This is a genomic window from Acidovorax sp. DMC1, assembly GCF_056314325.1.
On the sequence record NZ_JBQUYO010000002.1, the window covers coordinates 317667 to 331825 of the forward strand.

The following is a 14159-nucleotide window of genomic DNA, read 5'->3' on the forward strand; positions in this document are numbered from 1 at the left end:
AACACCTAGACATCGCCTCGGGTGGTGTATGCCCCCAGCGGCCATCGCCAATGAAAAAGCCCACGGTTGACGCCGTGGGCTTTTCGCGGACTTGCGAGGAACGCAAGGTCAGTCGGTCGTTGCCTCTTCCGGCTCTGCAGGCTCAGACTTCGCCGAGCGCTCCTTCTTGGGCAAAGGCTGGATGTCCAGAAGCACCTCGGGTGTTTCCACACCCTTGTCGTCCTTCTTCGTCTCGATGTCCACAGTCAGGCGCCCACCCTCGGTCAGGCGGCCAAACAGCAGCTCGTCGGCCAAGGCACGGCGGATCGTGTCCTGAATCAGTCGCTGCATCGGGCGCGCGCCCATCAGGGGGTCGAAGCCCTTCTTCGCCAGATGCTTGCGCAAGGCGTCGGTGAAGGTGACTTCAACCTTCTTCTCGGCCAGCTGCGTCTCCAGCTGCAGCAGGAACTTGTCCACCACGCGCAAGATGATCTGCTCGTCGAGCGCCTTGAAGTTGACAATAGCATCCAACCGGTTGCGGAACTCGGGCGTGAACAGGCGCTTGATATCGCCCATCTCGTCGCCCGCCTGACGCGGGTTGGTAAAGCCGATGGTCGCCTTGTTCATGGTCTCGGCGCCAGCATTCGTGGTCATGATGATGAGCACGTTGCGGAAGTCGGCCTTGCGGCCGTTGTTGTCCGTCAGCGTGCCATGGTCCATGACCTGCAGCAACACGTTGAAGATGTCAGGGTGCGCTTTCTCGATCTCGTCGAGCAGCAGTACCGCGTGCGGCTTCTTCGTGATGGCTTCGGTCAGCAGACCCCCTTGGTCAAAGCCCACGTAGCCCGGGGGCGCGCCGATCAGGCGGCTCACGGCATGGCGCTCCATGTACTCGGACATATCGAAGCGGATCAGCTCGATGCCCATGATGTAGGCGAGCTGTTTGGCCGCTTCGGTCTTGCCGACACCCGTGGGACCGCTGAACAGGAACGAGCCGATGGGCTTGTCACCCTTGCCCAGACCCGAACGAGCCATCTTCACAGCGCTGGCGAGCACCTCAAGCGCCTTGTCCTGGCCGAACACAACGCTCTTGAGGTCACGCTCCAGCGTCTGCAGCTTGCCGCGGTCGTCATTGCTGACATTGGCGGGCGGAATACGCGCGATCTTGGCCACGATCTCTTCGATCTCGGCCTTGCCGATGGTCTTCTTGCGCTTGCTGGGCACCAGGATGCGCTGCGCGGCACCGGCCTCGTCGATCACGTCGATGGCCTTGTCGGGCAAGTGGCGGTCGTTGATGTACTTGGCACTCAGCTCGGCCGCAGCCTGCAGGGCCGCAGCGGCGTACTTCACGCTGTGGTGCTCTTCGAAGCGGCTCTTGAGGCCCTTCAAGATGTCGATGGTCTCGGCCACGCTGGGCTCGACCACATCCACTTTCTGGAAGCGGCGGGACAACGCAGCATCCTTTTCGAAGATGCCACGGTACTCCGTGAAGGTGGTTGCACCGATGCACTTGAGCTGGCCACTGGACAGCGCAGGCTTGAGCAAGTTGGACGCATCCAAGGTGCCACCTGAGGCCGCGCCCGCACCGATCAGGGTGTGGATCTCGTCAATGAACAGGATAGCGTTGGGCTTGTCCTTGAGCGACTTGAGCACGCCTTTGAGGCGCTGCTCGAAATCGCCACGGTACTTGGTGCCCGCCAGCAACGCGCCCATGTCGAGCGAGTACACCGTGGCTTCGGCCAGGATTTCAGGCACGTCGTTCTGCGTGATGCGCCAGGCCAGCCCCTCGGCAATGGCAGTCTTGCCCACACCGGCTTCGCCCACCAGCAGCGGGTTGTTCTTGCGGCGGCGGCACAGGATCTGGATCGTGCGCTCGACCTCGTAGTTGCGGCCGATCAGCGGGTCGATCTTGCCGTCCTTGGCCGCCTGGTTCAGGTTCTGGGTGAACTGCTCCAGGGGCGAGGCTTTTTCATTGCGCTCGCCACCACCGCCTTCTTCGCCCTCGGCCTGATTTTCAGCCTTGGCGGGTTCCGGTGGCTCGCCCTTCTTGATGCCGTGGGCAATGAAGTTGACCACGTCCAGGCGCGTGACGCCCTGCTGGTGCAGGTAGTACACAGCGTGCGAATCTTTCTCGCCGAAGATGGCCACGAGCACATTGGCGCCCGTCACCTCTTTCTTGCCGTTGCCCGTGGACTGCACGTGCATGATGGCGCGCTGGATCACCCGCTGGAAGCCCAGGGTGGGTTGAGTGTCCACCTCGTCGGTACCGGCGACCTGAGGCGTGTTGTCTTTGATAAAGTTCGACAGCGATGAACGCAGATCATCGATGTTGGCCGAACATGCGCGCAGCACCTCCGCTGCGCTGGGGTTATCGAGCAATGCAAGCAACAGATGCTCCACGGTGATGAACTCGTGGCGCTGCTGACGGGCCTCAACAAAGGCCATGTGCAAGCTGACTTCCAGTTCCTGGGCAATCATGTGAACTCCTTTGTGCTTGCGTGGAAGGGATAACTGTAGATCGGGACAAAAGACCTGTTATTCAACAGGCTCACTGACACATTGCAGTGGGTGGCCCGCCTTGAGGGCGGCGTCAAGCACTTGCTCTACCTTGGTGGCAGCCACATCGCGCGAATAAACGCCGCAAACGCCTTTGCCATCAAGGTGGATCTTCAACATGATCTGGGTGGCCGTTTCGCGGTCCTTGCTGAAAAACTCCTGCAGCACCACGATCACGAACTCCATGGGCGTGTAGTCGTCATTGAGCATGACCACCTGGTACATCTGGGGCGGCAGGGTCTTTTGGGTGCGCCTCTCGAGCACGACCGAACCGCCGTCATCCCGCGCAGGCCGAGTCACCGGCGGCGCGGTGGGGAGTGAAGGTGGTTTTGTTGCCATGAAAATCATTCTAGCGACCCGAAGAAGGTGCTGCTGCAGGAGAAACTGGTTGTGGGGCAGGTATTTTTCAAGCCAGCCGCTGACCGAAACTCTGGCAGAACAATCCTTTACTCATAGACCACATTGGCAGCACCGGCGCCTACTTGGGCCGTCCATGCCGCGAGGGCCGCATCGCTGGGGTAAAAGCGCGCGTTTTCGCCCAATTGCAACTCCGCCACCGCGGCCGCATCGTCCGACTGGCAGCGCACACCCATGCGCACGCGCAGCCCGTGCACCAGCTCCCCTTCAGCGATCTCTTCACGCACCGGCGGAAACTCGCGCACCAGGCGTGGCACATCTGGCGCCTTGTCACCCACAGTCACATGCAGATATTTGCCAAACCGGCAACGCGCGCCCGCCAAATCCCACACCTGCTGCACTTTGACGCGCAGGCCGCCGCTGAAGTGGTCCAGTTGCAATCGTCCCATCATCACCACAAACTCATCCTCCTTGAGCTGGTTCCGGTAGGTGTTGAGCAGCGCTTCATCCGCAGACGCTTCGATCACTGCAGACTTGTCGTCCAGCTTGAAGAGACCCAGCTTGCCCCGTTGCCCGTTGATGACCCGGAAGTCGCTGATGATGCCGGCCAGGACCTGGGGCTCACGGCTATCCAACAGCTCGTCGATCTGGGTGCGCACAAAACGACGCACCTCCGTAGCCACTTCATCAAAAAGGTGGCCAGACAGATAGAACCCAACGGCGGTTTTTTCCAGCGTGAGCCGCTCCTTGATGCCCCAGGGCGTTGCATCCACCAGGTCTGGTTCCTGCGTGCTGGAGCCATGGGCGTCGTCGCCCATCATGTCGAACAACCCCCCCTGGTTCACGTTCGCGAGCGTTGCGGCGGCGAAGTCAAACGCACGGTCAATCGAAGCGACCAGGGCTGCCCGGTTGAGATGGATGGAGTCAAAGGCGCCCGCCTTGATCAGTGCCTCCACCGTGCGCTTGTTCATGCGGGCCTTGTCCACCCGCACACAGAAATCAAACAGACTCTTGAAAGGCCCCTTCGTCGACCCCTGTGGACCCTCTCCACGCCCTTCGCGGGCGGCGACGATGGCTTCGATTGCCTGCTGTCCAGTGCCTTTCACCGCCCCCAGACCGTAACGGATGATCTTGTCGGTGACGGGTTCAAACCGATAAAAGCCCCGATTCACGTCCGGCGGCTCGAACGACAGCCCCATCTTGTGTGCATCCTCGAACAGCACCTTGAGCTTGTCGGTGTCGTCCATTTCCACGGTCATGTTGGCGCAGAAGAACTCGGCCGTGTAGTGCACCTTGAGCCAGCCAGTGTGGTACGCCAGCAGGGAGTAAGCAGCCGCGTGTGACTTGTTGAAGCCATAGCCCGCGAACTTCTCCATCAGGTCGAACACCTCGTCGGCCTTCTCCTGGCTGATGCCTTTCTCCGCTGCACCCTTGCGGAAAATGGCGCGGTGTTCGGCCATTTCCTCGGCCTTCTTTTTCCCCATGGCACGCCGAAGCATGTCGGCGCCGCCCAAGCTATATCCGCCCAGCACCTGGGCGGTCTGCATCACCTGCTCCTGGTACACCATGATGCCGTAGGTCTCGGCCAGCACCGGCTCTACCAGCGGGTGGGGGTAGATGACCTCTTCCTTGCCATGCTTGCGGTTCACAAAGCTGGGAATCAGATCCATGGGCCCTGGCCGGTACAACGCATTCAAGGCAATGAGGTCTTCCAGCCGACTGGGGCGCGCCTCTTTCAACATGCCCTGCATGCCGCGGCTTTCAAACTGGAATACCGCTTCAGTCTTGCCCTCGGAGAACAGCCGGTACGTCGGCCCGTCGTCGAGCGGAATGTTCTCGAACGCAAAGTTCTCCTGGCCCTTGTGGCGCTTGATGATGAACTCGCGCGCAATCTCCAGAATGGTGAGCGTTGCCAGCCCCAAAAAGTCGAACTTGACCAGTCCGATGGCCTCTACGTCGTCCTTGTCGTACTGGCTCACGGCCGACTCGCTGCCCGGCTGCTGGTACAGCGGGCAGAAATCGGTGAGTTTGCCGGGCGCGATCAAAACGCCGCCGGCATGCATGCCGATGTTGCGCGTCATGCCCTCGAGCTTTTGCGCCATCTCGATGACGGTCTTGACGTCTTCTTCCTTGCGCACGCGCTCGTAGAGCATGGGCTCCAGTTCCAGCGCGTAGTTGTTCTTGTCGCCTTCCTTCTTCACCTCGGGCGGATAGGCCAGGGTGTAGGACATGCCGGGCTTGCCGGGCACCAGCTTGGAAATACCGTCGCAGAAGGTATAGCTCATGTCCATGACCCGGCCCACGTCGCGGATCGCCGCCTTGGCTGCCATCGTGCCGAAGGTGGCGATCTGGCTCACAGCATTTTTGCCGTACTTGTCCTTGACATAGTCAATCACCCGGTCGCGGTTGGACTGGCAGAAATCGATGTCGAAGTCAGGCATCGACACGCGCTCTGGGTTCAGAAAGCGCTCGAACAGCAGGTTGTACTGCAGCGGGTCCAGGTCGGTGATCTTCAGCGCATAGGCGACCAGCGAGCCGGCACCTGAACCACGGCCCGGCCCCACCGGGCAGCCATTGTTCTTCGCCCACTGAATGAAGTCACCCACGATCAGGAAGTAGCCGGGAAACCCCATCTTGAGAATGGTGCCCAGCTCGAACTCCAGTCGCTCCACATAGCGTGGTCGCTGCTTGTCTCTTTCGGTCTCGTCTGGGAAGAGATGCTTGAGGCGCTCCTCCAACCCTTCGAAGGACGCGTAGCGGAAATACTCGTCGATGGGCATGCCATTGGGCGTCGGAAAGTCCGGTAGCTGCGGCTTGCCCAACACCAGGGTCAGATTGCAGCGTTGCGCGATCTCGACCGTATTGGCGATGGCCGATGGCAGGTCGGCAAACAAGGCCTCCATCTCCGCAGAGGTCTTGAAATACTGGTCGCGCGTGAACTTGCGCACCCGGCGGGGGTTGGCCAGGATTTCCCCTTCTGCGATGCAGATGCGGGCCTCATGCGCCTCGTAATCGTCAGGACCAGCAAACTGAATGGGGTGGGTTGCCACGACAGGCAGACTCAGTCGTGCAGCGAGCTGTGCTGCCGCAACCACATGGGCTTCATCGTCAGTGCGGCCAGCGCGTTGAAGTTCTACATAAAACCGGTGCGGAAAAATGCCCGCCAAACGCAATGCAATGTCCGCAGCGCCCGACTCATCCCCCTTCATCAGCGCCTGCCCAACCGGACCGGCCTGAGCGCCAGACAAAGCGATCAAACCCTCGGATAGCTCCTCCAGCCATGCCCAGGTGCTCAACGCCAGGTTTTTCACAACGTTGCGCGTCCAGGCGCGGGCCAACAGCTCCGAAAGGTTCAGATACCCCTGCCGACTCTGAACCAGAACGATGAGACGCGACGGCGGTGCACCCGCCTCGCCTTCGAGAAAGATCTCCGCGCCCAGGATGGGCTTGACACCCTTTCCCCGCGCCTCTTTGTAGAACTTGATCGCGCCAAAGAGATTATTGAGATCGGTGATAGCCAGAGCGGGCTGGCCGTCCTTGGCAGCGGCTTTGGCCACCTCGTCGATGCGATTGGTACCGTCAACGACGGAGAACTCGGTGTGCAGGCGCAAATGAACAAACATGCAGGCATTGTAGAAACCCCGGCGGGTCATCAGCAGCACAGACGCCCGCGGCACCTTGGCGCTGTAGGCGCCGCCGGTACAATGCTTTTTCGTGCCTGAAATGGTGGTGGCAGCTTGCGTGTCGGGTGTGTTCAGTGCACTCGCCCACAACAAAACCCCTGAGCCCGTTTTGGCGCACCTTCTTTTTTCTTTGCTGAAAGCTGCTTGCGATGCTGCGTGCCCCACTGCCCCTTGTTTCCGCCCTGCTGCTGGCTGGTTTGCTGGCTGGCTGCTCCAGCACCACGGTCGATAAAACGGCGGGCTGGAGTCCTAATCGCATTCACTCGGAAGCCCAGGACGAAATGAACAGCGGGGCCTATGACAAGGCCGTTCCGCTGCTGGAAAAGCTGGAGGGCCGCGCTGCGGGCACCCCCCTGGCCCAACAGGCGCAGATCGACAAGGCCTATGCCCACTACAAGGCGGGTGAAAAAGCGCAGGCCATCGCAACGCTCGACCGGTTCATGAAGCTGCACCCTGCAAGCCCGGCTCTGGACTATGCGCTCTACCTGAAAGGACTGGTCAACTTCAACGACAACCTGGGCCTGTTCTCGTTCATATCGCGCCAAGACCTCTCCGAGCGCGACCAGAAAGCCGCCAAAGACTCCTTTGAAGCTTTCAGCGAACTGGTCACGCGCTTTCCTGAATCCCGCTACGCGCAGGACTCGCGCCAGCGCATGACCTACATCGTCAATTCGCTGGCGCAGTATGAAGTGCATGTGGCGCGCTACTACTTCCAGCGTGGCGCCTATGTGGCCGCCATTGGCCGCGCACAAGTGGCATTGGCAGACTACCAAGGTGTGCCAGCGCTTGAAGAGGCGCTGTATATCCTGATCCAGTCCTACGACGCGCTCGGAATGACCCAGCTGCGCGACGACGCCCGCCGTGTGATGGACAAGTCCTACCCACAAAGCGCCTATCTGAATGGCGGCTTCAAGGGCAAGTCGGATCCGTGGTGGAAGGTTTGGTAAGCGCCATCAACGCAGACTCGAATTCTTCGGGCGATTCCAGCCTGCACATCGGAGGCAATGCGGCCAGCAAGCGCTTGCCGTAACCCATCGTCACCAGGCGTGTATCGCCCACCACCAAGATACCCCGGTCGGTTTCATGCCGGATCAAGCGCCCGGCACCCTGCTTGAGCGCAACCGCCGCCTCCGGCAGCGCGTAGGATGTAAACGCTTTGCCACCCGCCCTTTCGATGTGCTGGGTGCGCGCCTCCACCAACGGATCTCCCGGGGGTGGGAACGGCAGCTTGTCGATGACCACCAGTTGCAGAGCATCGCCCGGCACATCAAACCCTTCCCAGAACGAAGCCGAGGCCACCAGCACACAACCCGGTCGGCCGTGTGATGCGCCTTCGCGAAAACGCTCCATCAAGCGCCGCTTGGGCCACTCCCCCTGAACCAACACCTCCAACGCGCCGGAGGTCTGCCAACGCTCTTTGAGGGCGTCGCCAATGATGCGCAAGGCCTTGAGCGTGGTGGTCAGCACCAGCGTGCGCCCGCCCAGCGGCTCGGCGGCCAACGCAACCCACTCCGCCACACTGCGGCTGTGGGACGGATCCGCAGGCGATGGCAACTGGCGCGGCACATACAAAGCCGCCTGTCGGGCATAGTCAAACGGACTGGCCACGCGAAGGATGCGTGCATCCTTCAGTCCGGCTCGTTCGGTGAACCAGGTCAAGGCCTCGTCGGCACCCAGCGTCGCAGACGTGAAAATCCACGCCCTGCCCATATTTGCGGCCGGCTCTTCAGGCCAGGCTTCCCCTTCAGAGGTTTCTGCGGGCGACGTCAGAATCCGGGTGCGCATGGCATCTGCAATGTCCAGCGGAGACTCGATCAGGCGCAACTGGTTGCCCACTTCGAGCCAACGTACCGCATCAGCCTGACAAGGTCCCGAAAACCTGGCCAGCCGTGCCAACAGTGCACTGCCACGTTCGTACAGACGCTCCAGATCGGACGATATTTCGCTCACTGTGTCCAGCGCCTCCAGCGACTGCGCACATGCCGATCCCAATGCGCGCAACGCGGCATGCCACGCAGCGCCCGATAGACCCTCGGGAGCCTCTTCCGTCCAGCGCACTCTGGCCCCTGCTGCAACGCCATTCGCTCCCTCGAAAATCGCGTTGCCAACGACCAGACGAAGGTCCTGCGCAGACAACTCCAAAAGCTGCGACAGCCCCGCCCAGTCCGCCAACCCGCGCGCATGCTGCAGTCCGGCGATCAGCAGGTCACGGGCAAAGTCCATCCATTGCCCCGTGGACATCTGCGTCCCCAGAAACTGAACGCCAGTCTCATTGATCTGGTGGGCCTCATCAAAAACAACGACGCGCACCGTCGGTAGCAGCTCGGCCATGCCCGACTCGCGCACCGCCACATCGGCAAAGAACAGGTGGTGGTTGATGACCACAATGTCCGCAGCCAACGCCTCGCGCCGCGCGCGGTGCACGTGGCATTCCCGAAAGCGGGGACACGAGGACCCCAGGCAGTTCTCACGCGTCGAGGTGACCAACGGAATCACCGGCGAGCGCTCATCCAATCCGGTCAGCTCGGCCAGATCGCCGGATACGGTCTGGCGTGACCAGTCCTCCACCTTGGCCAGCACGCGGGCAACGCCACGGTCCTGGGCCTGGACATCCAGGCGTGCCTGCTGCATGCGATGCAGACACAAATAACTGGCGCGCCCCTTCAGCAGGGCCATGCGAACGGGCAGCCCCAGGATCTGGGCCAGCCGAGGCAAGTCGCGCGCGAACAACTGGTCCTGCAGGGCCTTGGTCGCGGTAGACAACAGCACCCGCTCACCACTCAGCAAGGCGGGCACCAGATAGGCGTAGGTCTTGCCCACACCGGTACCCGCCTCCACCACCAGCGCGCCCCCTTCTGCGATGGTCTCAGCCACCGCAATGGCCATCTGAGTCTGGCCGTCACGCAGTTGAAAATGCCCATCTGCCCGCGCCAGCACACCGCCGGGGGCAAACACCTCGGGCACCATGGCCACCAACGACATCAGGCGGGCTCTTGGGGTTCGAGTTGCCGCTCCAGCCGCTCCATGGCGTCCCGCAGCACCAGTCTGCGCTTTTTGAGACGGCGCAAGGTGAGTTCGTCGGGCGCCGCATCGGGCGTACACCGGTCGATGATCGCATCGAGATCGGCATGTTCCATGCGCAGTTCGATCAACTGACGGTGGGGGGAGTGCAGACTGGGTTTCAAGACAGGGGGCCACGGGCATGGCAAAAATGCCACAGGCGGGCGGATAATACGCGCTTGGCCCGCTTTCCACGACAGGCGTTCGCGTAGGCGCCCCCACAATCTGCAGCATGACCAAAGCGTTTCGCCTCATCGCCTCCACCGGCATCCACAAGGGTGACCGCGAATACCAGCAAGACCAGGTGGCACTGATCTCCCATGAGCGGCACAACGGCTGCGTGCTGGGTGTGGTCGCCGACGGGATGGGTGGCCGCAGCGGCGGGCGCAAGGCGTCGGACCAGGTCATGATGACGGCGCGCCAGTTGTTTGAGCGCTATTCGCCCGACACCGACGACCCGGTGGCAATGCTCAAGAACATGGTCGAAGAGGCGCACATCGTCATTCGGCTGACCGCCATCTCGGCAGAACAAGAACCCCACAGCACCATTGCGGCGTTTCTGATCAACCCCCGGGGTGACTGTCACTGGGTCCACGCAGGCGACTCGCGCATCTATCACTTTCAGGGTTCCCGGCTGGCGTTTCGCACGAGCGACCACTCCTACGTGCAAGCGCTGGTCGACCGGGGTGAGCTGACGGAAGCCGAGGCCAACAACCATCCCCACTCCAACATCCTGGTGGGCTGCCTGGGCACAGAAAGTGACCCACCCATCACGACCCATGTCATTCCACAGCTTCAGCCGGGCGATGTCTTGCTGGCCTGTAGCGACGGGGTGTGGCATTACTTTTCCCCCACCGAACTGGCGTCTGTGGTCGATTCGCTGTCCCCCCGGGAGGCGACAGAGTTCCTGATTGAAAAAGCCCGCTCCCGCGCACGTGGAGGCGGAGACAACCTGTCACTGGTGGTCGTCAAGATCGAAGCGCTGGCCGAAGAGAAAAAGATTGCGCGCCTGACGCCCCTGGACATGGGCCGACCCTGAGGGTCTCGCCTGCTCCACCAGCCGCGAGCAGGGATAGTGCGGGGATTTCATCGGGTAGTGGTGAGACTACCCCAGCCTGCCTCCTGTCGGCTGAGGTACCTGTGATCTCCCGCCCCTTCTGATCGCCTGTCCCCGTGCGGGCTTTCCCAATTCAACGCGTCGGCGCGGACGCGGCAGGCGCCGGCAAGGGCGCAGCAGGCTTGCGCCCCTGGGCCAAGGCATCGGATCTGGATTTTTCAACCCGCGCGCGACGCTCCTCCGCAGCCTGGAGCGCCTGTTCATGTTTGGCACGCGACTGGGCCGCGCGATCCGCGTTGGCGGCAGCACGTGTGGCCTGCTCAGTCGCCTGAGCCTGGGCGCGGCTGTTTTGTTGCTGCGCGCGTTGGTGCGCTTCTGTGTCGCGCTGCGCCTTGGCAGCGTCCGGGTCAGCCGCTGGCTTACGAACCTGTGCCTCGGCACGCTTGGCCGCAGGGGGGACGGCCGTTTGCTTGTCCTCGATGGCCCGCAGGCGCTCTGCCGCTTTCTCCCTGCGCTCGGCGTCGTTGAGTTCGATTTCCTGCGCGCGCAGTCGGTCGTGGGTCTCCCGCGCCTTGGCGCGTACACCACGCAAGCAATCCTCCACCGCAAAGCGCTGGTAGCACACCGCCTCTTCCTGCTGGCGCCGGGATGTCAGCGCCTCGCGTTCGCGTGCGATACGGTCACGCTCCGTCTTTCGATGCGCTGCTGCCGACGCAGATGCGGACTCTGCCCCCGCCTCCGTGGTAGCACGGGCCGGAGCAACCAGCACAGGCCCCACGGAGCAAGCCAGCACCACCAACGCAGCCCACAAACGCCCACCGGTCTTGCTCATGTCAACCCCGTATCCACCGTGCGGCGCTCCAGCGCCAGAAATTCCTTGGATTGCATCTCGTTGAGCCGCGACACCGTGCGTGGAAACTCGTGCGCCAGTGGCCCCTCGGTATACAGCTGCTCAGGCGGCACAGCCGCCGACAGAATGAGTTTGACCCTGCGGTCGTACAACACGTCCACCAGCCAGGTAAACCGCCGCGCTGGCGATGCCATGCTCACGGGCATGTACGGAACATCGGACAGCAGCACCGTATGGAACTGCGTCGCAATCTCCAGATAGTCGTTCTGCGACCGGGGCCCGCCGCACAGGGTCTTGAAGTCAAACCACACCACCCCGCCAGCCTTGCGCCGGGCTCGAATTTCGCGCGCCTCGATATGTAGCACGGGGTCTTCGTCATGCACTTCGGCGAGCTGGTCGAACGCCCGGTTCATCTCGGCGTCCGCCTCGGGGCCCAGTGGCGTGTGATACAGCTTCACATGCTCCAGCGTCCGGCGGCGATAGTCGGTGCCGTTGTCCACGTTGACCACTTCGAGCCGCTCATTGAGCAGGTCAATTGCCGGCAGGATGCGGTCGCGATGCAAGCCACCGGGGTAAAGATCGTCAGGCTTGAAATTGGAAGTGGTCACAAAGCCGACACCGTTGTCGAACAACGCCACCAGCAACCGGTGCAGGATCATCGCGTCCGTGATGTCCGCCACATGGAACTCATCAAAACAAATGAGCTTGTAGCGTTTGGCGATGCGCTCGCCCAACACGTACAGCGGATTGACCGTGCCCTGGAGGGCTGCGAGTTCGCGATGTACTTCACGCATGAATTCGTGAAAGTGCAAGCGCACCTTGCGCTTCAGGGGCACAGCGTCAAAAAAGCACTCCATCAAAAAGCTCTTGCCCCGCCCCACGCCGCCGTACATATATACGCCACGCGGAATCTCGGGGCGGTTGATCAGCTTCTTGATCGCATTGGAGCGCCGTGCCTTGTACTGAGCCCACTCGTCAGCACAGCGCTGCAGGGCATCCACTGCACGCAGCTGGGCGAGGTCGCTTTGGTAGCCTTTGGCGGCCAGCTCGGCCAGGTAAGCCTGTTTGACGGTCACTTTGTGGATGCTCTGATACTACAAAAATAATAGCTACAAGCGCATGTAAATCATGCGCCTGTAGCTGATTGAGGCCTCAATCAGAAGTTCAGAGTGCGCTTGTCCACTGCCAGCGCTGCTTCTTTGGTGGCTTCGCTTAGGCTGGGGTGGGCGTGACAGATGCGCGCGATGTCTTCGCTGCTGGCCTTGAACTCCATGGCCACCACGGCTTCGGCGATCAGTTCGCTGGCCTGTGGGCCCACGATGTGCACGCCCAGAATTTCATCGGTCTCAGCGTCCGCCAGCATCTTGACCATGCCGGTGGTGTCGCCCAGCGCGCGTGCGCGGCCGTTGGCGAGGAACGGGAAGCTGCCAGCCTTGTACTTGACGCCGTCGGCTTTGAGCTGCTGCTCAGTGCGGCCCACCCAGGCAATCTCGGGGCTGGTGTAGATCACCCAGGGGATGGTGTTGAAGTTGACGTGGCCATGCTGGCCGGCGATGCGCTCGGCCACGGCAACACCTTCTTCCTCAGCCTTGTGCGCTAGCATCGGGCCACGCACCACGTCACCCACGGCCCAAACGCCCCGCAGGTTGGTCTTGCAGTCAGCATCCACCACGACGGCGCCGCGCTCGTCCAGTTGCAGGCCCACGGCTTCGGTGTTCAGGCCAATGGTGTTGGGCACGCGGCCGATGGAAACGATGAGCTTGTCCACATCCAGCGACTGGGCTTCGCCCTTGGCGTTGGTGTAGGCAATGCTCACGCCCTTCTTGCTGGTCTTGATCTCGCCAACCTTCACGCCCAGCTCGATCTTCAGGCCCTGCTTGTCGAATGCCTTCTTGGCTTCCTTGGCGATCTGCTCGTCCACCGCACCCAGGAAGGTCGGCAGGCCTTCAAGGATGGTGACTTCAGCACCCAGGCGGCGCCACACCGAGCCCATTTCCAGGCCGATCACGCCCGAGCCGATCAGGCCCAGCTTCTTGGGCACCGCGCCGACGCGCAGCGCGCCATCGTTGGACAGCACCAGTTCTTCATCAAACGGCGTGCCGGGCAGCGCACGGGCGTTGGAGCCGGTGGCGATGATGATCTGCTTGCCGGTCAGCGTCTCTTCAGCGGCACCCACCACCTTGATCTCATAGCCGCCCTCGGCAGCCTTCACAAACGAGCCACGGCCATGGAAGAAGCTGACTTTGTTCTTCTTGAACAGGTACAGGATGCCGTCGTTGTTCTGCTTCACGACGGTGTCCTTGCGGGCAATCATCTTGGCCACGTCCATCTTGACGCCGGTCGCCGTGATGCCGTGCTCGGCAAAGTGCTTGTTCGCATGCTCGAAGTGCTCGGACGACTGCAGCAGCGCCTTGGAGGGAATGCAGCCCACATTGGTGCAGGTGCCACCGGGCGCGGGGCCGCCCTTGTCGTTCTTCCATTCGTCGATACAGGCGACGTTGAAGCCCAGCTGGGCGGCACGGATGGCGGCAATGTAGCCACCAGGGCCGCCACCGATGACGATCACATCAAATTGTTTGCTCATGGGAAATCTCGTTCAGTCAGGTGGAGAAAGACC

The 14159-nt window shown here is 61.9% G+C and carries 10 protein-coding genes; 2 read left to right on the top strand and 8 right to left on the bottom strand.

Going from position 1 to position 14159, the window contains the following annotated elements; genetic code table 11:
- Positions 1–108: 108 nt before the first annotated feature.
- From clpA to dnaE, 3 genes are all read right to left on the bottom strand, one after another.
- On the bottom strand, positions 109–2457 hold the full coding sequence (gene clpA / locus ACT531_RS05900; RefSeq protein WP_476016823.1) for an ATP-dependent Clp protease ATP-binding subunit ClpA: 2349 nt from the start codon (positions 2455–2457) through the stop codon (positions 109–111).
- Positions 2458–2514: 57 nt separating this feature from the next.
- Positions 2515–2883 carry an ATP-dependent Clp protease adapter ClpS gene (gene clpS, locus ACT531_RS05905; protein ID WP_476016824.1) on the bottom strand — a complete coding sequence of 123 codons (369 nt, stop codon included), beginning with the start codon at positions 2881–2883 and terminating at the stop codon, positions 2515–2517.
- A gap of 98 nt (positions 2884–2981) precedes the next feature.
- On the bottom strand, positions 2982–6515 hold the full coding sequence (gene dnaE / locus ACT531_RS05910) for a DNA polymerase III subunit alpha (protein WP_476016825.1): 3534 nt from the start codon (positions 6513–6515) through the stop codon (positions 2982–2984).
- Between the two features lie 209 nt (positions 6516–6724).
- On the opposite strand from dnaE, the gene ACT531_RS05915 reads away from it, so the two are divergent.
- Positions 6725–7522 carry an outer membrane protein assembly factor BamD gene (locus tag ACT531_RS05915; protein WP_015013907.1) on the top strand — a complete coding sequence of 266 codons (798 nt, stop codon included), beginning with the start codon at positions 6725–6727 and terminating at the stop codon, positions 7520–7522.
- Here ACT531_RS05915 and ACT531_RS05920 read toward each other — a convergent pair.
- Positions 7485–9557, bottom strand: coding sequence for an ATP-dependent DNA helicase (locus tag ACT531_RS05920; RefSeq protein ID WP_476016826.1), 2073 nt, complete (start codon positions 9555–9557; stop codon positions 7485–7487). The two genes, ACT531_RS05915 and ACT531_RS05920, sit on opposite strands and share 38 nt — an antisense overlap.
- Positions 9557–9712: a YdcH family protein gene (locus ACT531_RS05925; RefSeq protein WP_404976503.1), complete on the bottom strand. Its 156-nt coding sequence runs from the start codon at positions 9710–9712 to the stop codon at positions 9557–9559. Before ACT531_RS05925 ends, ACT531_RS05920 begins: the two co-directional genes overlap by 1 nt.
- Before the next feature lie 155 nt (positions 9713–9867).
- Between ACT531_RS05925 and ACT531_RS05930 the strand changes: the two genes are divergently transcribed.
- Positions 9868–10674 carry a PP2C family protein-serine/threonine phosphatase gene (locus tag ACT531_RS05930; RefSeq protein ID WP_015013904.1) on the top strand — a complete coding sequence of 269 codons (807 nt, stop codon included), beginning with the start codon at positions 9868–9870 and terminating at the stop codon, positions 10672–10674.
- A gap of 151 nt (positions 10675–10825) precedes the next feature.
- On the opposite strand, the gene ACT531_RS05935 is transcribed toward ACT531_RS05930, so the two are convergent.
- The 3 genes from ACT531_RS05935 to lpdA form a co-directional block, all read right to left on the bottom strand.
- Positions 10826–11524, bottom strand: a complete 699-nt coding sequence (locus ACT531_RS05935) for a hypothetical protein (RefSeq protein ID WP_476016827.1) — start codon at positions 11522–11524, stop codon at positions 10826–10828.
- The gene (gene zapE / locus ACT531_RS05940; protein ID WP_476016828.1) at positions 11521–12618 is read right to left on the bottom strand and encodes a cell division protein ZapE; all 1098 of its coding nucleotides are present in this window, start codon (positions 12616–12618) and stop codon (positions 11521–11523) included. The genes ACT531_RS05935 and zapE overlap by 4 nt, the downstream gene beginning before the upstream one ends.
- Before the next feature lie 80 nt (positions 12619–12698).
- Positions 12699–14126, bottom strand: a complete 1428-nt coding sequence (lpdA, locus tag ACT531_RS05945) for a dihydrolipoyl dehydrogenase (protein WP_476016829.1) — start codon at positions 14124–14126, stop codon at positions 12699–12701.
- Positions 14127–14159 lie beyond the last annotated feature (33 nt).

What these genes read in the sequence shown, in the direction of transcription:
- ACT531_RS05935 (WP_476016827.1), bottom strand. Translation starts at nt 11,524, where the DNA reads ATGAGCAAGACCGGTGGGCGTTTGTGGGCTGCGTTGGTGGTGCTGGCT.
- dnaE (WP_476016825.1), bottom strand. Translation starts at nt 6,515, where the DNA reads ATGTTTGTTCATTTGCGCCTGCACACCGAGTTCTCCGTCGTTGACGGT.
- lpdA (WP_476016829.1), bottom strand. Translation starts at nt 14,126, where the DNA reads ATGAGCAAACAATTTGATGTGATCGTCATCGGTGGCGGCCCTGGTGGC.
- clpS (WP_476016824.1), bottom strand. Translation starts at nt 2,883, where the DNA reads ATGATTTTCATGGCAACAAAACCACCTTCACTCCCCACCGCGCCGCCG.
- ACT531_RS05925 (WP_404976503.1), bottom strand. Translation starts at nt 9,712, where the DNA reads ATGGAACATGCCGATCTCGATGCGATCATCGACCGGTGTACGCCCGAT.
- clpA (WP_476016823.1), bottom strand. Translation starts at nt 2,457, where the DNA reads ATGATTGCCCAGGAACTGGAAGTCAGCTTGCACATGGCCTTTGTTGAG.
- ACT531_RS05915 (WP_015013907.1), top strand. Translation starts at nt 6,725, where the DNA reads ATGCTGCGTGCCCCACTGCCCCTTGTTTCCGCCCTGCTGCTGGCTGGT.
- ACT531_RS05930 (WP_015013904.1), top strand. Translation starts at nt 9,868, where the DNA reads ATGACCAAAGCGTTTCGCCTCATCGCCTCCACCGGCATCCACAAGGGT.
- ACT531_RS05920 (WP_476016826.1), bottom strand. Translation starts at nt 9,557, where the DNA reads ATGTCGTTGGTGGCCATGGTGCCCGAGGTGTTTGCCCCCGGCGGTGTG.